Genomic DNA, 19,927 nt, shown 5'->3' on the forward strand with positions numbered 1-19,927 from the left:
AACGTGTGCACCGAGGTGTCGTCCGTGTCGGTGAGGGATCATGCGGTGCATGAGCGACGACCACACACACGTTCAGGAGTTCTTCGGCGCCCGGGCCGCGGACTGGGACAGCCGCTTCCCTGACGACGGCCCCGCCTACGCCGCCGCGGTCGGCCGGCTCGGTCTGCGCGCGGGAGACCGTGTGCTGGACGCGGGCTGCGGCACCGGGAGGGCCCTGACGCCGCTGCGTGCGGCCGTGGGACCGTCCGGAGTGGTCGTCGGGGCGGATCTGACGCCGGCCATGCTGGCGGCCGCCGTACGGGCCGGACGCGACCGCGCCGGGCGGCTGATGCTCGCCGACGTGACCGCGCTCCCCTTTCGCTCCGCGTCGCTGGACGCCGTGTTCGCGGCCGGCCTGATCGCCCACCTGCCCCGGCCGGAGGAGAACCTGCGGGAGCTGGCCCGGGTGGTGCGCCCCGGCGGCACGCTGGCCCTGTTCCACCCGATCGGCAGGGCGGCGCTCGCGGCCCGTCAGGGACGGCAGCTCACACCGGAGGACCTGCGCGCGGAACCCAACCTCCGCCCGATGCTGGCCGGTTCGGGCTGGCGCCTGACGTCGTACGCCGACGAGGACACCCGCTTCCTGGCCCTGGCCGTCCGCGAGGCGTGAGGGCTCAGGCCTCCCCGGCGACCGCCCGCACGAAGGCGTCGGGGTTGTCGAACATGACGTTGTGACCGGCGCCCGGGACCGTCACCACGCGCACACCCGCCGCCTCCAGGGCGTCCGCTCCGTCGAGTTCACCGGTCAGACCGCCCTGGAGGTAGACGCGCTCCACCGCGTCGAGGCCGACCAGGATCTCGCGCATGACCGGGTCGGACCCGCGCCGGAGTCCGACGGCGGTGCGGTGCAGAGCCCGCGGGTCGGCCAGCCGCATGGTCGCGGCCCACAGCGGCCCTACCTTGCGCAGCACGCGCGCGTACCCGCTCTCGACGAACTCCTCCTCCGTGTACGAGGCGATTCCGCTGCTCCCCGCGGAGGGCGGGGGAAAGGGGTCCAGATTGGCCTCCGTGAGCACGAGCCGTGCGACGAGGTCGGGCCGCCGGTGGGCGAGGACGACGGCCACGGAGCCGCCCATGCTGTGGGCGACCAGTTCGGCGCCGGTCACCCCCGCCGCGTCCAGCGCGGCCGCCAGGGCGTCGGCGTGCCCGTCGAGCGTGTAGCCGAAGTCCGCGGGGCGGTCGCTGATGCCGTGCCCGGGCAGGTCGACGAAGAGGCTGCGCCGACCGGCGAGTTCGGGACGGGCGGCCACATGCGCGTGGTAGACGGCCGAGGCCGCGCCCAGTCCGTGCACGTACACCCGTGCTGGCCCCGCACCCGGTGACTCGGTCCAGCGGACCTGGCTGCCCGCACCGTCGAACTCCGCCTGCTGCATCGTCTCCCCCTCGGCTCGTCACCGCCGTCGATTCCGGCGACGGCCAACTTACCTCGTATCGGAGGTATAACGTCAACGATGTATCACGGTGATGATGTACTCAGTGATCGAGATAGCCCGTGTCGATGTACTTCTGGCATGCGGCACAATGCGGGCATGCTGGAGCTCGCCATCCTCGGTTTTCTTTACGACGCCCCGCTGCACGGCTACGAGCTGCGCAAACGCATCACGGCCCTGACGGGACACGTCCGTCCGGTGGCCGAGAGCACCCTCTATCCGACGATCAAGCGGCTGGAGAAGTCGGGTTTCCTGGTGCGCACCACCGAGCCGGGCGCCGTCGCCGCCCCGCGCCATGTCCTCAGCCTCACCGACGAGGGCGGGCGCGCACTGCGCCGGCGGCTCGCCGAACCCGCCCAGCGCGACATCACCGACGAGAACCGCTGGTTCACGGTGCTCGCCTTCCTCCGGCACCTGGACGACGCCGCCGCCCAGGCGGCCGTGCTGCGCCGCCGGCTGGCCTTCCTGGAGGAGCCCGCGAGCTTCTTCTACGAAGGCGACCGGCCGCTGCGGGCCGAAGAGGTGGAGGACCCGTTCCGGCGCGGTGTGCTGACCATCGCGCGGGCCACCTCGCGGGCCGAGCTCACCTGGCTGCGCGAGACCCTCGCCTCACTGGGCGGATGACCCGCCCGGGTGCCGGACCGGGCAGCCCCGGACGCCGGGCACCGGGCGGGTGCCCAGGTCGCCCAGCCGGAAGCCGTTCGGGTACCCCTTGATCTCGCGGTTCTGTCGCGCGTGGTGGGGTGCGCGGCGCGGCGGCAGCAGCCGCACCAGGCGTCCACGCGCGCGTACCGCAGCCCGCACCAGCGCGCGGGTCACGGGGCTGGGCGGCGCGTAGCGAAACGCGGCCAGCAGGTGTTCGTCGAGCAGGGCGAGTGTGGCGTTGCGCAGGACGGGTGCCAGCGGCCTCGGATACCAGGAGGCCATCAGGGCGAGCGTGGCGTCCGAGACCCGCCGCGCACCCTCGTCCCAGCCGAAGTGAGCCTCTTCGTAGGCGTCGAGACAGGCCTCGAACTCCTCGTACGTCTCGGGGATGTCCTTGATGCCGAGGCGCTGTCCCAGGGTGCGGTAATGCACGGTGCAGGCGACGATCTCGTGGCGCGACAGCCTGCGCCATCCGTAGGCGTCGATCCATCGCTTCGGCATCACGACGAAGGTGCAGAGCACGTACCGCATGTCGTCGTTGCCGATGTCGTAAGAGCGGTGCATCTGGTTGATGCGCCGGACGGCCGTCCGGCCCTGCTCGCTGTCGAAGCCGTGCTCGACGACGGCGTCGAGCAGGAGCGAGGTGTCGTCGTAGCGCTTCTGTGCGCGGTCCGTGAGTTCCGCCGTCTCGGCGAGCAGGCGCCCGATGCGCGGCACCGCGTAGGTGCGGTACAGGGCCAGCTCCAAAGCACGGGTGACGTCCCAGGGGAACTCGTACGCCGCGGTGAGTCGGTAGATCTCGAACGCGTCCTCGTACGGGTCCATCCGCCGGATCCGCCTGAGCCTTTCGAAGCGCTTCACCGCACCGTCCCCCTTCTGCCGCCGGAACTCCAACTCTAGGTTGAACAGCAGGAGATGAACGATCAGTCAGGGCAACCACGCAGGGGGAAGGCGGTCGGCATGTTCGACAGGGTCCGCAAGGCCTACGCAAGATTCCGCGACGCGAAGCGCGCGCGGTCGCGTCCGGACGGGGAGGGGGGTCCCGGGAAGGCGTCGCGCGGAGGCGGGAGACGCACCCACAATCTGTTCGAGGCGGCCGCCGCGTACGTCTCGGCGTGCGCCGAGGACGATCAGGACAGGATCGACGAGGCGGCGGGCTGGGTGTCGCCGGAGGCGCTGTCCTTCGGCGTCAACGAACTGGCCTGCCGCGCGGTCATCGCGCTCGCCCGGGAGCGCGACGAGTCGCCCCGGACCGTGGCTCGTGAGCTCCTGGGACTGCCTTCGGCGTGACGGACGCAACGGCCGGGGGTGGTCGATTCGCCCCGTCCGACCGAAAAGCCGCAGCTCGGGTGTGCCGGGGAGTCGTGACAAGCGCCTTCCCACCGCACTAGGGTGCGCGCCGTTGGACAAACCTATGGGGAGGCTGGGATGGCTGGGACGGACGAGGACGCCGTCGCCGCCGCGGACGATGCGCTCTATGTGCTCACGGCGGTGTTGCTGACGCCGGCGAAGTTCCCGAGCGCGCTGGGCGACGACTACCCGGAGGCCTGTGCGGCGCTCGGCCTCCCGCCGCTCGCCGACGGGTACGGATTGGTGCTGGGCCAGGACGGCGAGGGCGCGCGGTGGACGGTCGTCATCGACGACGTGTCGCTGGTGGCCGTCGCCATCGCGTCGTGGGACTGCGGCATGGAGTACGACCTGTCACCCGACGAGCGGACGGTCGTCGCCGCCCTGCCCGGCTGGCCGCTGGCGGTCGCCGTCGCGGCTCCCGGCGTGCCCGCGCCGCACGATCCGGCCGCCGAGGTCGCGGAGGGCCCCGCGCTGTCGCCTCCGGACACGACCACCTGGGGCCCGGCCCAGCGACGCCTGGGGGCCGACGAGATCGCACTCCAGTGGGCCCTGTGGCGCGAGCAGATCGACGACGCGGACTTCGCCCGCCCCCAGGAGGGCGCCACCGCCGACACCGGCGCCGACGCCGGCCAGGGGGCCCGGGACGACGCGACGGGCGGGCCCGAGGCTGCCGACGGGGTGACCGGGGGCGACGGGGTCAACGGTGCCGGGAAGGGCACGGCGAAGGGCCACGGCGGCATCCGACGCGTCCTCGCCGAGGTACGCGCCTACGTGGACGCCCCGCCTCCGCTCGGGCGCGTCCGGTCGTCGTTCGCTCCCGGTGACGCGCGTACGCTGCGCGCCGACGGACCCGGCTGGTCGCTGGTCGCCCGGACCGACGACATCGCGTTCGTCCTGCTCGACGAAGAGCCCGGCGAGGTGCTGCCGGTCGGCCGCGGACCCGAACTGCCCGGGCTCCTCGAAGCGCTCGACAAGATGGCCGTACGGCCGCTCTGAGGTCGCCGCGGCCCCTCCGCGCATCCAGGCCGTCGGCGCCCGGTCTCCGGGCGCCGACGGCCTGGATGCGCGGAGGGACGGGGACCGCGACACGGTCCCCGTCCTTCAGCGGTCGGTCAGCGGCCGATCTCCTTGCGCGTGGCACGGCGCAGCCTGCGCCGCTGAGAGGGATCCAGGGTGAGGTAGGCCGCCGCCGGAACCCCCAGCACGATCAGCAGGGCAGCCCACCAGGGCAGCCAGATCAACAACAGCAGCCCGACCGCCACACCCCCTGCGGCGATCTTCGCGTTCTTCGACATGTGCGTCGCCTCCTTCGCGGCCACTGCCGCTCTCTGCCATGAAAACGGCTCCACGCGGTCCGCGGTTCCGGACTCGACCCTGAGACGTCCCTGAGGTACGGCCCCGAGACGCCCCTGAGGGTTCCCGTCCCAGCATGGCGGACCGGACCGGATCAGGACATGGTGCGCGTTCACCGCCGCAGTGCTGTACCCTCGGCGACCCCGCCCTGGTAGTCAAGTTTGAGGAGTAGTTTCATCGCCGTGCAGAGGGTTCCCGTGGAGACACCGTTCGAGATCTCCGAACTGGCACGTTGCTCCGCCGTGTTCATACCCGGCACCCAGGCCCGAACCGGCGGCGTCGCCTTCTGGCGACCCGACGACACCGCCCCTCCCGCCGCAGCCGGCCGACAGGTGGAGGATCTGTCCGTCGTCCGGCCCTCCGGCTCCGGGGTGGCACTCGCGCGCGTGCCCGCCCTCCACCTGCCGCTGGAAGAGGCCCTGCCTCTCCTCACGCGTACGCGCGGCGTGCCGGGCGGACACCGGGCCACCGCCTTCTGGGGTGCGGCCGCTCTGCTGGCCCTGCGGTGCGTGGCACGCGGTCTCCTGCTGCCCGGTCTGTCACCGGAGGACCACGACGCCTGGCGGATCGGCCCGCTGGCTCCGCAGGACATCGACCAGGTACGACGACTGGCCGCCTCGATGCCGCCCGAGGCACACGCCGTGCCCTTGGACGAGACCCCGCCTCTGCGCCTTCCCGACCCCGAGCGACTGCTGCGCGCCTTCCTGGACGCCGCAGCGGACGCGCTCCCCCGCACTCCCGCCGCGCCGCTCCTGACGGGAGGTCCGGCCTACGCGGCCCCGCGGCCACGACACCTGCCGGAACTGCGCGCGTGGGCGGCCGACGTCGCCGCGGGCCACGACGCCGGCGTACGGATCTCGCTCCGGATCGAGGTCTCCGGGCTGGACACGCCCGGGACCGACGCGCCCGGCTTCCGGGTCGTGCCGCAGGTGCACAGCGTGAGCGATCCCGCGCTCGTCGCGGACGCCACCGAGGTCTGGGCGGACTCCGGCGCCACCCGTGGGGCGTTCGGCCCCCGCGCGCGGATGGACGCCCTGCTCGCCCTGCGCCGTGCCGCCCGTGCCTGGCCCGCGCTGACACCCCTGCTGTCGGCCACCGTGCCGGACGCCGTCGAGCTCCTCGACGAAGAGGTGTCCGAGCTGCTGGGCGAGGGCTCCCGGGCACTGGCGGGCGCGGGGATCGACGTGCACTGGCCGAGGGAGCTGGCGCGCACCCTGACCGCCCGCGCCGTCGTGGGACCGCCCGAGCAGGAAGGAGGCGGCGATCGGCTGGGCGCGGACACACCGTCCTTCCTCTCGGCGGACTCGCTCCTGACGTTCACCTGGTGGTTCGGGCTGGGTGACCGGCAGCTGACCCGCGAGGAGCTGGACCGGCTGGCCGAGGCCAATCGGCCTCTGGTGCGGCTGCGCGACCAGTGGGTGCTGATCGACCCACGGGAACTGCGCCGGGCCCAAGCCCAACAGGACCGCAAGATGACGCCCGTGGACGCGCTGGGCGCGGCTCTGACGGGCTCGACGGAGGTGGACGGCCGACGGATCGACGTGCGGCCCACCGGGTGGCTGGCGGCCCTGCGAGAGCGGCTGACGCAGCCCGGGGCGCAGGAGCCCGTGGCGCAGCCCGCGGCCCTCGACGCCACGCTGCGCGACTACCAGCGCCGCGGCCTCGACTGGCTGGCCCGGACCACGGCGCTGGGACTGGGGTGCTGTCTGGCCGACGACATGGGGCTCGGCAAGACGGTCACACTGATCGCCCTGCACCTGCACCGCCAGACCGACGCCTCGGCGGCAGGTCCCACCCTCGTGGTCTGTCCGACGTCCCTGATGGGCAACTGGCAGCGGGAGATCGAGAAGTTCGCGCCGGGCACACCGGTGCGTCGCTTCCACGGTCCGCACCGTGATCTGGCGTCCCCGGCCGACGGGGAGTTCGTCCTCACCACCTACGGGACACTGCGCCTGGACGCGGGACGGCTCGGCGAGGTGCCGTGGGGCCTGGTCGTGGCGGACGAGGCCCAGCACGTGAAGAACCCGTACTCGGCGACCGCGCGGGCGCTGCGCACCATCGGCGCACGCGCACGCGTGGCGCTCACCGGCACGCCGGTGGAGAACAACCTGTCGGAGCTGTGGGCCATCCTGGACTGGACGACACCCGGTCTGCTGGGCCGGCTCGGCGCCTTCCGCACGCGGTACGCGCGAGCCGTCGAGAGCGGCGGGGACCCGGCCGCGGCGGAGCGGCTCGGCCGGCTCGTGGGACCGTTCCTGCTGCGCCGCCGCAAGTCGGACCCGGGGATCGCCCCCGAGCTGCCGCCCAAGACCGAGACCGATCGGCCGGTCGCCCTCACGAGGGAGCAGACCGGGCTGTACGAGGCCGTGGTGCGCGAGACGCTCGCCGCGATCGCCGCAGCGGACGACATGGCGCGCCGGGGACTGATCGTGAAGCTCCTGACCGGTCTCAAACAGATCTGCAACCACCCGGCGCAGTACCTCAAGGAGGAGCGGCCGAGGACAGCCGGACGCTCCGGGAAACTCGAGCTCCTGGACGAACTGCTCGACACCCTTCTCGCCGAGGGGGCGAGCGTGCTGGTCTTCACGCAGTACGTGCGTCTGGCGCGGCTCCTCGAACAGCACCTGGCGGCACGGGGCGTACCCACGCAGTTCCTGCACGGCGGCACTCCCGTCGCCGAGCGGGAGAACATGGTCCGGCGGTTCCAGGACGGTGAGGTCCCGGTGTTCCTGCTGTCGCTCAGGGCCGCGGGCACGGGCCTCAACCTCACGCGCGCGGAGCACGTCGTGCACTACGACCGCTGGTGGAACCCGGCCGTCGAGGCGCAGGCCACGGACCGGGCGTACCGCATCGGCCAGACCCGGCCCGTCCAGGTGCACCGGCTGATCGCCGAGGGCACGATCGAGGACCGCATCGCCGCCATGCTGCGCCGCAAGCAGGATCTCGCGGACGCCGTTCTCGGGGCCGGCGAGACGGCCCTGACGGAACTGACGGAACTGACGGACGCCGAGCTGGCGGAACTGGTGGAGCTGCGAGGGGATGCGCGATGAACCGGCACGACAGCGTCGGGGAACGGACCTTCGCCGCGTTGCCTCCCGCGCACGGCAGGGGGTTCGCCCGGACGTGGTGGGGACGGGCGTGGCTGGCCGCGCTCGAGGACGGCGCTCTGGACGGGGAGCAGGTGAAGACGGGTCGTCGGCTCGCGCGCGGGGGCGCCGTGGGCGCGGTGTCGGTGCGACCGGGGCGGATCACGGCCGTCGTCCAGGACCGCGATCACACACGGCACCGGGCCGACGTGCTGCTCGACCGGCTCTCGGACGACCAGTGGGACCGTCTTGTGGACCTCGCGGTGGAGCGCGCGGGGCACGTCGCGGCGCTGCTCGACCGGGAGATGCCGCCCGATCTGGTCGAGGACGCAGAGTCGGCCGGCATCGACCTGCTTCCGGGGCTGGGCGACCTGGAGGCACAGTGCGACTGCGGCGCCTGGGACCACTGCGGTCACACGGCGGCGGTCTGCTACCAGGTGGCGAGGCTGCTGGACCAGGATCCCTTCGTCCTCCTGCTGCTTCGGGGACGCGCGGAACAGAGACTGCTGGACGACCTGCAGGCGCGTGGCTCCGCCGCTCGGCCCGACGCGGAGGCACCGCGGACCGAAGGCGTGGACGCGGCGGAGGCGTACGCGGCCGGGAACATCCTGCCCCCGCTGCCCCCCGTGCCCGTACTCCCGCCGGAACCGGGTGTGCCGCCCTCCTGGGACACGGATGCCCCGCCCCCGGCCGGGGTCGACCCTGCGGCGCTGGAGATCCTGGCCGCCCGGACGGCCGCCGCGGCACATTTGCTGCTCGCGGAGGCACTTCGCGAAGGAGCGGAACGGCGTGCGCCGACGGCCCGGTCGACCGTGGGCCGGGATGCCGTACGGCTGGCGGAGGGCGTCCTCGACTCGGCCGGGTCGGTCAATCGACCCGGCGAGGCCGTGCTGGACCGGCTCGCCGCCGGGTCGGGGCGCGACCGGGGGGAGCTGGCCACTGCCGTCCGGGCCTGGCGACACGGCGGGGCAGCCGCGCTGTCCGTGCTCGAGGAGGAGTGGGTCGTGGAGGGCGAGGCGTCCGCACGCGCGCGTGCCGCGCTGGACTCGGCGTGGGAGGAGGACGAGCGGCCCGTACTGCGGGCCCGGGCGAACCGGTGGACGGTCGTCGGGACGGCCTGCCAACTGCGGCTGGGGCGGGACGGCAGATGGTGGCCGTACCGCGAGGAGGACGGCCGCTGGACGCCGGCCGGGGATGCGGCCCACGACCCGGCGACGGCTCTGGCCGTCGCCCGTCCCGGCGGCGAGGAAGCGCTTTCCTAGGCCGGGCTCCCTCCGACGGCGCTCGGGGCGTCGGCCCGACGGTCGGCCGACGCCCGCTGTTCATCCGGAGGTTGTACGGCGTTCGGCGCGTGCCCCAACCCTGGCCGCTGTCAGCGAACTTGTCGCATCTTCTCCTCAGGAGGCCTGATGTCCCCGCATGCCGCCGGTCGGCGCCGCGTCCATCGTTCCGTGGCGGCGGGCGTACCGCTCGCCGTGCTGGCCGCGCTCGCCACCGCCGAACCGGCCGCCGCGGGCACTCCGGCCCCGCAGGCGCACGTCACACGGACCGCGACGCTCGGCGACATCCCGCTCGGGACGTTCAGTGACGCGCTGCTGCCCGGCACGGTGGCCGACGACCGGGGCGTGGACCTCGGCGGCATCGGCAGCGACATCTATCCGGCGGGCCGCAAGGGCGAGTTCTGGACGGTCACCGACCGCGGTCCCAACGGACAGATCAAGGTGGGCGGCGCCAAGCGCCGTACGTTCCCCGTGCCCGGGTTCGACCCGGCGATCGTGCGGATCCGGGTCGCCGGGGACACGGTGAAGGTGCTCCAGGCGATCCCGGTCACCACGAGCTCGGGGAAGCCCGTGACGGGCCTGTCGAACCAGGCGGGGCGCGACGAGGCCCCCTACTCCTACGACGCGCAGACGCCGCTGGCGTACAACCCGGACGGGCTGGACACCGAGGGCATCGTGCGGGCGGCGGACGGGAGTTTCTGGCTCGTCGACGAGTACGGGCCCTCGCTGGCGCACGTCTCCGCGCGCGGGAGGGTGCTGACGCGTTACGTGCCGCGGGGGCTCAGGCTCACGGGCACGGACTACCCCGTGGTGGAGGCGCTGCCCGCCGTCCTGCTGCACCGCAAGATCAACCGCGGTTTCGAGGGGTTGGCCCAACTCCCCGGCGGTGACCTCGTCCTGGCGGTGCAGAGCCCGCTGTCGCTTCCGGACACGGACGCGGGAGAGGGCTCGCGGACCACGCGTCTGCTGCGCTTCTCACCGAAGAAGAAGGCCGTCACCGCCGAGTACGCGTACCGCTTCGACCCGGTCGACGTGGTCGACCCGAGCGAGGACGACACCTCCGAGCTCAAGATCTCCTCGCTGGTCGCCGTGGGTGGCGACCGGCTGCTCGTGGAGGAGCGCACCGACAAGGCCGCGCGGCTGCACCTGGTACGGCTGAGCCGGGCGGCGAACATCCTCGGCGGCCGCTGGGACGACGACACGACGTCCCCGTCGCTGGAGCAGCTGGACGAACCCACGGCCTCGGGAGTCCCGGTGCTGGCGAAGCGACTGGCCGTCGATCTCGGCACGGTCGCCGGGGTACCGGGGAAGATCGAGGGCGTCGCCCTCGTGGACCACGACACGCTGGCCCTCGTCAACGACAACGACTTCGGGATGACGGACGGCACCGGAGCGTTCGACGCGCAGGGCCGGCTCGTCGACAGCGGCATCGAGACGACGGTCACCTACGTGCGGCTGCCGCGCGGCGTGTGAGCGACGGCCCCTCGGCACGCGCGCGTGGCGGTGTGCGGCGGCCACGCGCGCGTGACCACTAGGGCAGCAGCTCCTCCAGGGACGGCAACAACGACTCGAGATCGCTCGGCAGGTCGCTGGGCAACGCGGTCGGCAGTCGGCTCGGCAGTCGGGTGGGAAGCCGCGACGGCAGTTCGGTCGGCAGGCCGCTGGGCAGCTCGACCGGAAGACTGAAGGACGGCGCGGGAGTGGCACCGGTGCTGTTGCCGACGTCCGGCTCGTCGGCCGGCGAATCGTCGCCTCTCATCAGCACGACGGCGACCACGGCTCCGGCGGTGACGAGCAGCGCGAGGACGACGAAGAGGGGATTCCGCCGCCTTCCGGACCCGCCCGGCGGACCCGACGGTGGCGGCGACCAGCCGCCCCCGCCCGTCCCGTCATCGGGTCCGTAGCCGGAACGCGGCGGTCCGAAGCCGCCCGGAGGCGGCATGTCGCCCGGCGGTCCGGGCGGTTGGGGCGGTACGGGCGGCATGGCCATACCGTCCAGCGTCGCGGTGAACCGCTCGCGGCGCGAGCCCCGCAGGGAAGTTGATACCGACTCATGCCATGGACCGCATGATTCCGGCGTATTCCGCGCGGAGACAGCTCGAAGCCGGGCGAGCAACGCGCGGAGGCCCGCACGACGACCGAGCGACGACCGCACGACGACCGAACGGAGACCGAGCGGAGACCGAGCGGAACCGGGCGTTCGACGGCACGCGCGTGTGCACGCTCACCAGTGCACACACGCGTGCGTGCCGGTTCAGCCCCGGGCGCCCAGGAGGTGGTCCATGGCGAGCTGGTCGAGGTGCTCGAACGCCATGCCACGGGCGGCGGCCGTCTCGGCGTCGAAGTCCTCGAAGGCGGTGCGGTCGGCGAGCAGGCTGTCCAGGCCGTCGGGCGCGGTGGCCTGGGCGAGCTCGTCCAGGCGCGAGGCGCGCAGGGCCTCCTGGACCTCCGGGTCGCCGCGGAAGGCGAGCGCGCGCTCCTTCAGGATCAGGTAGTTGCGCATGCAGCCGGCGGCCGAGGCCCACACACCGTCGAGGTCCTCGGTGCGCGGCGGCTTGAAGTCGAAGTGCTTCGGGCCCGCGTACCCGGCGCTCTCCAGCAGGTCGACCAGCCAGAACGCGGAGCGCAGATCGCCGGCGCCGAAGCGCAGGTCCTGGTCGTACTTGATGCCGGACTGGCCGTTGAGGTCGATGTGGAAGAGCTTGTCCGCCCACAGCGCCTGGGCGATGCCGTGCGGGAAGTTCAGCCCGGCCATCTGCTCGTGGCCGACCTCCGGGTTCACGCCGTACAGCTCCGGGCGCTCCAGGCGCTCGATGAAGGCCAGGGCGTGGCCGACGGTGGGGAGCAGGATGTCGCCGCGCGGCTCGTTCGGCTTGGGCTCGATGGCGAACTTCAGGTCGTAGCCCTGGGAGGTCACGTACTCGCCGAGGAGGTCGAAGGCCTCCTTCATGCGGTCGAGGGCCACCCGTACGTCCTTGGCGGCACCGGACTCCGCGCCCTCACGTCCGCCCCAGGCGACGTAGATCTTCGCGCCGAGCTCGACGGCCAGATCGATGTTGCGGATCGTCTTGCGCAGGGCGTAGCGACGCACGTCACGGTCGTTCGCCGTGAACGCGCCGTCCTTGAAGACGGGGTGCGTGAAGAGGTTGGTGGTGGCCATGGGCACGGTCATGCCGGTGGTGTCCAGGGCCTGGCGGAAGCGCTTGATGTGCTCCTCGCGCTCGCTCTCGGAGGACCCGAAGGGGATCAGGTCGTCGTCGTGGAAGGTCACACCGTAGGCACCCAGCTCGGCCAGGCGCTGCACCGACTCGACCGGGTCCAGGGCACGCCGCGTGGCGTCGCCGAACGGGTCCCGTCCCTGCCAGCCGACGGTCCAGAGGCCGAAGGTGAACCTGTCGTCGGGGGTGGGCTGGTAGCTCATACCGCGGCTCCTTGCTTGAAGACTGTGTCGCTGACTGTGTCGCGAGCTATTTCGTCATGGCAGTTTACAAATTAGTATGCGAACGCATCTCTGGGAAGACAGATCCCGCAGAGCCGCGGAAAAACTTGAGGGAGAACCCGATGTCAGCAGCCGAGGGTCCGCTCGTCGTCGGCGTGGACACGTCCACCCAGTCCACCAAGGCGCTGGTCGTCGACGCGGCCACCGGCCAGGTCGTCGCGAGCGGCCAGGCACCGCACACGGTGACCTCGGGCGCCGGCCGCGAGAGCGACCCCCGCCAGTGGTGGGACGCCCTGCGCGAGGCCCTGCACCAGTGCGGTGACGCGGCCCGCGAGGCCGCCGCGGTCTCGGTCGGCGGGCAGCAGCACGGGCTCGTCACACTGGACGAGCGCGGCGAGCCGGTGCGTCCGGCGCTGCTGTGGAACGACGTGCGCTCGGCCCCGCAGGCACGTCGGCTGACCGAGGAACTGGGCGGAGCGAAGTTCTGGGCGGAACGCACCGGGTCCGTGCCGGCCGCGTCCTTCACGGTCACGAAGTGGGCCTGGCTGGCCGAGCACGAGCCGGAGGCCCTGCGCGCCACGAAGGCCGTACGCCTCCCCCACGACTACCTCACCGAGCGCCTCACGGGTGAGGGCACCACCGACCGCGGTGACGCCTCCGGCACCGGCTGGTGGGCCTCCGCGACCGAGTCGTACGACGCGGAGATCCTCGCCCACGTGGGACTCGACCCGGCGCTGCTGCCCCGCGTGGTGCGGCGCGGAGAAGTGGCGGGCACCGTACGCGACAGTCACGACCTGCCCTTCGCCAAGGGCACCCTGGTCGCCCCGGGCACCGGGGACAACGCGGCGGCGGCCCTGGGCCTCGGGCTGCTCCCCGGCACGCCCGTGCTGAGCCTCGGCACCTCGGGCACGGTGTACGCGGTCGCCAAGCGCCGCCCCACCGACCCCACCGGCACCGTGGCCGGGTTCGCCGACGCGCACGGCGACTGGCTGCCCCTGGCCTGCACCCTGAACTGCACGCTCGCCGTCGACCGCGTCGCCGCCCTGCTGGGCCTGGACCGCGAGGCCGTGGAACCCGCCGCGGACCTCACGCTGCTGCCCTACCTGGACGGCGAACGCACCCCCAACCTGCCCAACGCCTCGGGCCTCCTGCACGGTCTGCGCCACGACACGACCGCGGGCCAGCTGCTCCAGGCCGCCTACGACGGCGCCGTGCACTCCCTGCTCGGCGCGCTCGACCTGGTCCTCGACGAGGACGCGGACCGCTCGGCGCCCCTGCTGCTGATCGGCGGCGGCGCCCGGGGCAGGGCCTGGCAGGAGACCGTGCGCCGGCTGTCCGGGCGGCCGGTCCAGGTGCCCGAGGCCAGGGAACTCGTCGCGCTGGGGGCCGCGGCCCAGGCGGCGGGCCTGCTGACCGGCGAGGACCCGGCGGCCGTCGCCCGCCGCTGGAACACCACCCGGGGTCCGGTGCTCGACGCGGTCGAGCGGGACGAGGCGACGCTCGCGAGGATCGCCGGGGTACTCTCCGACGCGGCCCCGCTGCTGGACCGGAGCACGGGCGCCCACTGAGCATCGACGAATCGACGGAGGCATGACCGCACCGCTGCACGAGGCCCGGCCGACCGGCCCGGGGCGCGCACTGCCCGACACCCAGCAGGGCATGCGCCGCCGCAACCTGGCCCGGGTGATGCACGCCGTCAGGGCCGAGGGACCCCTCTCGCGCGCTGCGGTGGCCTCACGCATCGGCCTGACCCGGGCCGCGGTCTCGACCCTCGTCGACGAACTCATACGCACCGGACTGATCGAGGAGCTGGGCCCCGAGCGGCCGGGCCGGGTGGGCCGCCCCGGCTCGGCACTGGCGGTCAGCGGGCACGGTCCGGCGGGCATAGGTGCCGAGATCGGCGTCGACCACCTGGTGGCCTGCGCCGTCGACCTGCGCGGGGAGGTGCGGGCACGCGCCGTACGGCACGGCACGAACCGGGGCCGCTCCCCCGAGCCGGTGGTCGAGGAACTGACCGGCCTCGTGCGCCAGGTGGTCGCCGAGGCCGAACGCGAGGGGCTGTGGCCGGCCGGACTCGCCGTGGCCGTCCCCGGCCTGGTCGCCCGCGACGCCCGTACCGTCGTCCGCGCGCCCAACCTCGACTGGCAGGACGTCGACCTCGGCGCGCTGCTGCCCGGGCAGTTCCCGCTGACCGTGGACAACGAGGCCAACTTCGGCGGGCTGGCCGAACTCTGGCTCGGCGCGGACACTCCGGAGAACTTCCTGCACGTGTCGGCGGAGATCGGCATCGGTGCCGCGCTGGTCGTGGACGGCAGCCTGCTGCGCGGCACCCGCGGCTTCGCCGGTGAGCTGGGCCATGTGCCGGTGCACCCCGACGGACCGGAGTGCGGGTGCGGAGGGCGCGGATGTCTGGAGCAGTACGCCGGCGAGGAGGCGGTGCTGCGGGCGGCCGGGCTGGAACCGGGCGAGGACCGCGTCGGACTCCTCGCGGGACGCGCAGCGGACGGCGACCCGGACGTACGGCGGGCGCTGCGCGAGGCGGGAACGGCCCTCGGTATCGCGCTCACGGGGGCGCTCAATCTCCTGGACCCGGAGGGCGTCGTGCTCGGTGGCGCCCTGGCCGGGCTCGCGCCGTGGCTGCTGCCGTCGCTCGAGGCCGAGCTCTCCCGGCGTACGGCGGGCCCCGCCCGTGCGGTGTCCGTCTCCCGGCTGGGCCCCGAGGGCCCGTTGCTGGGGGCCGCGCACTCGGTGGTGCGGGCCGTGCTGGACGATCCCGCGGCAGTGGCGGAGCGGGCCTGAGCCGACGGGCCGTGGGCCGGACCGCCGGTCCGGGACCGGGAGGCGTGAGCCTCGCAGGCGTCGGATCCGGCGCCTCCGCCGGGCTCACCGGTCGCGTCACAGGCCGGCATCCGCGCTCACCTCGGCCGGGGTGCCGATGTGACGGGGGCCGGAACTCCCCGTTCGGGTGAGCGAGTTGTCCACAATCGCGCACTCGTCCACCGAAGCCCGGCGTGTCCTCCTGACCGACCGGTCGGCGCCGTAGCGTAATGCCTCCGGGACACGGCCGCCGTGCGGTGACGGCAGTGCCCGGCCGGTACGGGATCACGGGTTCGGCGAGTCGGACGCGTACCGGATCGACCGCCGCCCCGTACGCGCTCCGGTGCCGCCCGCCGGACGTCCGAGACCCCGAAAGGCGACACCTCTGTGGAACGAGCGAAATCCCTCCCCGGACGACGACGGATCCTGAAGGGCGCCGCCCTGGCCGCCGTTCCCTACGTGCTGCTGCCCGACGCACCGGCGGGCGCCCGGACCCGGAGCGTCGACTACCCGCGCGCCGAGTGGCAGCCCGCGGCCGCCGCCAACCGCACGGCCGCGAACCGCCCTCTCGGCCATCCCGTCGACCGCGTCGTCATCCATGTCACGCAGACCCTCTACGCCAAAGCCCTGACCGTCTTTCAGAACCCGCGCAAGAGGGTGTCCGCCCACTACGTCGTGCGCTCCGTGGACGGTCATGTGGCGCAGTGCGTGCGCGAGTCGGACATCGCCTGGCACTCGGGGAACTGGGGTTACAACACCCGCAGCATCGGTATCGAGCACGAGGGCTGGGTCGACAGACCCGTCTGGTTCACCGACGCCCTCTACGAAGGGTCCGCCCGGCTGACGGCATCGGTCTGCGACCGGTACGGCATCCCGAAGGACCGCGCGCACATCATCGGCCACTACGAGGTGCCGGGCACCGATCACACCGATCCCGGTCCGAACTGGGACTGGAGCCGCTACCTGAGACTCGTCTCCCGCGCCTGAACCGAACCGGACCGCGGACCGGACCGCCCTCCGGACCGCCCTCCGGAACTCCATCCGGACCGCCGTCCGGACCGCCGTCCGGACCGCAAGCGGATCGTCGCGTTCGGAGTGACGTCGTCCAAACGGTTGTCGGTCCGCGTACCCGGCGTGACGATGTCCCCAGCCGTATCCCCTTCCGGGAGGACGAGTTGACCGATCCCTGGGTGGCCCTCGAACCGGGCGCCGACCCCGCCGAGCGCGTGCGGGTGCTGCGCCGGGCGCATGAGACGTTCGCCGAGGCGGGCACCGTGCCGCGGCCGGTGCGCTCCGTCGTGGCCGACTCCTGGCGGCGTTCCGCCCGGGCCGGCGTCGGTCCCGACGGCGCGGCGAGCGTCGAGCTGACCGACGGCGATCTCGGCTCCTACCGGTCCGAGCATCCGCTGGCGCGGGTGATGCCGTTGTTCCGTGAACTGATGGGCACGTTCGCGGCCGACGGTGAGCATCTGCTGGCGGTGTGCGACGCGCACGGCAGGCTGTTGTGGGTCGAGGGGCACGCGGCGACCCGGCGCCAGGCGGGGCGGATGAACTTCGTACCGGGTGCGCGATGGGCGGAGAGCGCGGTAGGGACGAACGCGCCCGGCACCGCGGTCGCCCTGGACCGGCCGGTGCAGGTGTTCGCGGCCGAGCACTTCATCCGGCGGGTGCAGCCGTGGACGTGCGCCGCCGCCCCGGTGCACGATCCGCGGACCGGGCGGGTGCTGGGTGCCGTGGACATCACGGGCGGGGACGGCCTGGCCCATCCGCACAGCCTGGCCTTCGTCCAGGCGGTCGCGCGGGCCGCGGAGGCCCACCTGGCGCTGCTCGCCCCGGAGCGGCCCGCCGTCGACGCACCGCGGCTGACCGTGCTGGGCCGGGACGAGGCGCGTCTGGTCACCGGCGGACGTGACCTCAGACTGAGCCGTCGGCACAGCGAGATCCTGGTGCTGCTGGCCCGCCGCCCCGAAGGCCTGACGGGCGACGAGCTGCTGTGCGCGCTGTACGAGGACGAGTCGGTCCCACCGGTGACACTGCGGGCCGAACTCGCCCGGCTGCGCGGGGTGCTCGGCCCCGGGCTGCTGGCCTCGCGCCCCTACCGGCTCACCGTCGCCTGCGAGTCGGACGTCGCCGTCGTCGAACGAAGGCTGGCGGCAGGCGCGGTCACGGCCGCCGCGACGGCGTACACCGGGCCGCCGCTGCCGTCGTCGCAGGCACCGGCGGTGGCACGGCTCAGAAGCCGTCTCGCCGAGGGTCTGCGCGCCGCGCTGATCGCGCGCGGCGATCCCGATCTGCTGGCGGACTGGGCGCACGCCCCGTGGGGCGAGGACGACCTCGACGTGTGGCGGGCGCTCGCGGCGGCCCGCCCGACGGCCGCGATACGGGCTCGCCTCGCGTCCCTCGAGTCGGAGCTGACGGCGCCGACCGGATGGCCGCACCCGTAGGCCGGGCGAGGCGACCTCAGCCGAGGCGTCGGCCCGCAGGACGTGCCGGCCGTGACGTCGGCAGGCAGGACGTGGCGCAGCCGAGGCGTCGGCAAGCAGGACATGGCGCAGCCGAGGCGTCGGCAGGCAGAGCGTCGGTGGACACGGTGTCGGTGGACACGGTGTCGGTGGACACGGTGTCGGTGGACAAGGCGGCCCGGCGGGCAGCGCAACGTGGATGCAACGTCAGCCTGCCTAGCCTCCCGCGGAGAGCTGCCCAACGGCGGGCAGCGCTGCTGAGGGAGGCAGAGCAGGATGACCCGTTACGCGGCGCCAGGCACCGAGGGCGCGATCGTCTCCTACCAGACGCGGTACGACCACTACATCGGCGGCGCGTACGTGCCGCCGGCCCGGGGGCAGTACTTCGACAACCCGTCCCCGGTCAACGGCGAGACGTTCACCGAGGTGGCGCGCGGTACGGAGGAGGACGTGGAGCTGGCGCTCGACGCGGCGCACGCGGCAGCGCCCGGCTGGGGCCGCACCTCGGCGACCGAGCGCTCCGACATCCTGCTGAAGATCGCCGACCGCATGGAGGCGCATCTGGAGCCCCTGGCGGTCGCGGAGAGCTGGGAGAACGGCAAACCCGTCCGTGAGACGCTGGCGGCGGACATCCCGCTGGCCATCGACCACTTCCGCTACTTCGCCGGCGCGGTGCGGGCCCAGGAGGGATCGCTCAGCGAGGTCGACGACGACACGGTGGCGTACCACTTCCACGAGCCGCTCGGCGTCGTCGCCCAGATCATCCCGTGGAACTTCCCGATCCTGATGGCCACCTGGAAGCTCGCGCCGGCCCTCGCCGCGGGCAACACGGTGGTCATCAAGCCCGCCGAACAGACCCCGGCCTCGCTGCACTACTGGATGAGCCTGGTCGCGGACCTGCTCCCGCCGGGCGTGGTGAACATCGTCAACGGCTTCGGGCCGGAGGCGGGCAAGCCGCTGGCGTCCAGCCCGCGGGTGGCGAAGGTCGCGTTCACGGGCGAGACGTCCACGGGCCGGCTGATCATGCAGTACGCGGCGGAACACCTGAAGCCGGTCACCCTGGAGCTCGGCGGCAAGTCACCGAACATCTTCTTCGACGACGTGTGGGAGAAGGACGACGACCTTCGCGACAAGGCCCTCGAAGGCTTCACCATGTTCGCCCTGAACCAGGGCGAGGTCTGCACCTGCCCGTCGCGCGGGCTGATCCAGCGCGGCAACTACGGCGACTTCCTTCAGGCGGCCGTCGCCCGCACCGAGCTCATCAAGCCCGGCCACCCCCTCGACACGGACACGATGATCGGCGCACAGGCGTCCGGCGACCAGCTCGCGAAGATCCTCTCCTACATCGACATCGGCCGGAAGGAGGGCGCGAAGATCCTCACCGGCGGCGAACGCGCGGAGTACGACGGCGAGTTGAAGGGCGGCTACTACGTCCAGCCGACGATCTTCGAGGGTGACAACCGTATGCGGATCTTCCAGGAGGAGATCTTCGGTCCGGTCGTCTCGGTGGCCTCGTTCGACGATTTCGACGACGCCGTCAAAATCGCCAACGACACGTCGTACGGCCTCGGGGCCGGAGTGTGGACGCGGGACATCAACACGGCCTACCGCGCGGGCCGGGCGATCCAGGCCGGCCGCGTCTGGACGAACTGCTACCACGCGTACCCGGCGCACGCCGCCTTCGGCGGGTACAAGCAGTCGGGCATCGGCCGCGAGACGCACAAGATGATGCTGGAGCACTACCAGCAGACGAAGAACCTGCTGGTGAGCTACTCACCGAAGAAGCTGGGCTTCTTCTAGAGCCCCGAGGGTAATCCCGCCTCGGCGAGGGTCGGCGGCAAGCGCCTGGAGGTTTCCCTCCCCGTCTTCCTCGGCATGTCGCCGGCCCGCTCCGGACTCGCCGACGGCGATGGAGCGACGGGAAGCGGCGCACGTCCAGGAGCGAGGAGTGCGCCGGGCGGCGCTGCCCGTGGCCGCCGTCGGGCGCGCTCCGAGAGGAACGGCAGGCATCTGCCGGGACTCAGGT

General features: G+C 73.1%; 17 protein-coding genes. 12 read left to right on the forward strand and 5 right to left on the reverse strand.

The features are described from left to right. The first annotated feature begins 49 nt into the window (after positions 1–49). On the forward strand, positions 50–649 hold the full coding sequence (locus ASD48_RS32870) for a class I SAM-dependent methyltransferase (protein ID WP_057605450.1): 600 nt from the start codon (positions 50–52) through the stop codon (positions 647–649). 4 nt (positions 650–653) lie between these two features. Here ASD48_RS32870 and ASD48_RS32875 read toward each other — a convergent pair whose 3' ends face one another. Beyond that, complete coding sequence (locus ASD48_RS32875; protein ID WP_057605451.1) at positions 654–1,412, reverse strand: alpha/beta hydrolase; 759 nt, start codon at positions 1,410–1,412, stop codon at positions 654–656. A gap of 156 nt (positions 1,413–1,568) precedes the next feature. Between ASD48_RS32875 and ASD48_RS32880 the strand changes: the two genes are divergently transcribed. Further along, the gene (locus ASD48_RS32880; RefSeq protein ID WP_057605591.1) at positions 1,569–2,093 is read left to right on the forward strand and encodes a PadR family transcriptional regulator; all 525 of its coding nucleotides are present in this window, start codon (positions 1,569–1,571) and stop codon (positions 2,091–2,093) included. Here ASD48_RS32880 and ASD48_RS32885 read toward each other — a convergent pair. Continuing rightward, positions 2,079–2,975: an oxygenase MpaB family protein gene (locus ASD48_RS32885; protein WP_057605592.1), complete on the reverse strand. Its 897-nt coding sequence runs from the start codon at positions 2,973–2,975 to the stop codon at positions 2,079–2,081. The genes ASD48_RS32880 and ASD48_RS32885 overlap by 15 nt on opposite strands. Before the next feature lie 99 nt (positions 2,976–3,074). On the opposite strand from ASD48_RS32885, the gene ASD48_RS32890 reads away from it, so the two are divergent. Both ASD48_RS32890 and ASD48_RS32895 read left to right on the forward strand, forming a co-directional pair. Continuing rightward, positions 3,075–3,404: a hypothetical protein gene (locus ASD48_RS32890; protein WP_057605452.1), complete on the forward strand. Its 330-nt coding sequence runs from the start codon at positions 3,075–3,077 to the stop codon at positions 3,402–3,404. A gap of 138 nt (positions 3,405–3,542) precedes the next feature. Then, positions 3,543–4,460 (forward strand): hypothetical protein, encoded by a 918-nt coding sequence (locus ASD48_RS32895; RefSeq protein ID WP_057605453.1) that lies wholly within the window; start codon positions 3,543–3,545, stop codon positions 4,458–4,460. 116 nt (positions 4,461–4,576) lie between these two features. Here ASD48_RS32895 and ASD48_RS32900 read toward each other — a convergent pair whose 3' ends face one another. Next, positions 4,577–4,759: a hypothetical protein gene (locus tag ASD48_RS32900; protein ID WP_057605454.1), complete on the reverse strand. Its 183-nt coding sequence runs from the start codon at positions 4,757–4,759 to the stop codon at positions 4,577–4,579. A 240-nt stretch (positions 4,760–4,999) separates the two neighbouring features. On the opposite strand from ASD48_RS32900, the gene ASD48_RS32905 reads away from it, so the two are divergent. The 3 genes from ASD48_RS32905 (at position 5,000) to ASD48_RS32915 (ending at position 10,656) form a co-directional block, all read left to right on the forward strand. Next, a complete protein-coding gene (locus ASD48_RS32905) occupies positions 5,000–7,867 on the forward strand; it encodes a DEAD/DEAH box helicase (RefSeq protein ID WP_057605455.1) in 2,868 nt (955 codons plus the stop codon). Continuing rightward, the gene (locus ASD48_RS32910; protein WP_057605456.1) at positions 7,864–9,165 is read left to right on the forward strand and encodes a hypothetical protein; all 1,302 of its coding nucleotides are present in this window, start codon (positions 7,864–7,866) and stop codon (positions 9,163–9,165) included. The genes ASD48_RS32905 and ASD48_RS32910 overlap by 4 nt, the downstream gene beginning before the upstream one ends. A gap of 147 nt (positions 9,166–9,312) precedes the next feature. Next, a complete protein-coding gene (locus ASD48_RS32915; RefSeq protein ID WP_057605457.1) occupies positions 9,313–10,656 on the forward strand; it encodes an esterase-like activity of phytase family protein in 1,344 nt (447 codons plus the stop codon). Positions 10,657–10,714: 58 nt separating this feature from the next. Here ASD48_RS32915 and ASD48_RS42760 read toward each other — a convergent pair whose 3' ends face one another. Beyond that, positions 10,715–11,173 (reverse strand): hypothetical protein, encoded by a 459-nt coding sequence (locus tag ASD48_RS42760; RefSeq protein WP_199876074.1) that lies wholly within the window; start codon positions 11,171–11,173, stop codon positions 10,715–10,717. A gap of 264 nt (positions 11,174–11,437) precedes the next feature. Further along, on the reverse strand, positions 11,438–12,604 hold the full coding sequence (gene xylA, locus ASD48_RS32925) for a xylose isomerase (protein ID WP_057605458.1): 1,167 nt from the start codon (positions 12,602–12,604) through the stop codon (positions 11,438–11,440). A gap of 140 nt (positions 12,605–12,744) precedes the next feature. On the opposite strand from xylA, the gene xylB reads away from it, so the two are divergent. From xylB to ASD48_RS32950, 5 genes are all read left to right on the forward strand, one after another. Beyond that, complete coding sequence (gene xylB, locus ASD48_RS32930) at positions 12,745–14,190, forward strand: xylulokinase (RefSeq protein ID WP_057605459.1); 1,446 nt, start codon at positions 12,745–12,747, stop codon at positions 14,188–14,190. Positions 14,191–14,212: 22 nt separating this feature from the next. After that, complete coding sequence (locus ASD48_RS32935; protein WP_057605460.1) at positions 14,213–15,421, forward strand: ROK family transcriptional regulator; 1,209 nt, start codon at positions 14,213–14,215, stop codon at positions 15,419–15,421. Positions 15,422–15,826: 405 nt separating this feature from the next. After that, complete coding sequence (locus tag ASD48_RS32940) at positions 15,827–16,426, forward strand: N-acetylmuramoyl-L-alanine amidase (RefSeq protein WP_057605461.1); 600 nt, start codon at positions 15,827–15,829, stop codon at positions 16,424–16,426. Positions 16,427–16,614: 188 nt separating this feature from the next. Then, positions 16,615–17,883 carry a helix-turn-helix domain-containing protein gene (locus tag ASD48_RS32945; protein ID WP_057605462.1) on the forward strand — a complete coding sequence of 423 codons (1,269 nt, stop codon included), beginning with the start codon at positions 16,615–16,617 and terminating at the stop codon, positions 17,881–17,883. A 294-nt stretch (positions 17,884–18,177) separates the two neighbouring features. Further along, positions 18,178–19,701 carry an aldehyde dehydrogenase family protein gene (locus tag ASD48_RS32950; protein ID WP_057605463.1) on the forward strand — a complete coding sequence of 508 codons (1,524 nt, stop codon included), beginning with the start codon at positions 18,178–18,180 and terminating at the stop codon, positions 19,699–19,701. Positions 19,702–19,927 lie beyond the last annotated feature (226 nt).

Source organism: Streptomyces sp. Root1310 (assembly GCF_001426425.1).
Taxonomy (GTDB): Bacteria; Actinomycetota; Actinomycetes; order Streptomycetales; family Streptomycetaceae; genus Streptomyces.